Raw genomic sequence first — 258 nt, 5'->3', positions numbered from 1 at the left:
GCAGAAGCTGTCACATTTTTACTAGAACTTGTAAAAAGGCCATAAAACACCGAGTGACAGTCACTCGGTTTTTTTATCATTCACTGATTACAAATGAAATCAATGAAGTGCCTTTCTCATCCAATATTACAACGTATGCTGGTCTTTCACTTCTTCAAGAAACTCATCGAGTTCTTCAGGGTTTTTCATCAAGTGTAAAATAGACAAAACAAGTCCACCCCATAAAAATACCATAGAAAAGATCATCATCACCATTGC

At 36.0% G+C, this 258-nt stretch carries 1 protein-coding gene; it reads right to left on the bottom strand.

From position 1 onward, the window contains the following. Positions 1 to 126: 126 nt before the first annotated feature. Positions 127 to 246, bottom strand: a complete 120-nt coding sequence (locus ACG9ZB_RS17520) for a methionine/alanine import family NSS transporter small subunit (protein WP_419326873.1) — start codon at positions 244 to 246, stop codon at positions 127 to 129. Between the last annotated feature and the right edge of the window lie 12 nt (positions 247 to 258).

The sequence above is a fragment of the Acinetobacter johnsonii genome (genome assembly GCF_048551975.1).
Classification (GTDB): domain Bacteria; phylum Pseudomonadota; class Gammaproteobacteria; order Pseudomonadales; family Moraxellaceae; genus Acinetobacter; species Acinetobacter johnsonii_A.
This window is presented reverse-complemented; position numbering and strand designations above follow the sequence as displayed.

What these genes read in the sequence shown, in the direction of transcription:
- ACG9ZB_RS17520 (WP_419326873.1), bottom strand. Translation starts at nt 246, where the DNA reads ATGATCTTTTCTATGGTATTTTTATGGGGTGGACTTGTTTTGTCTATT.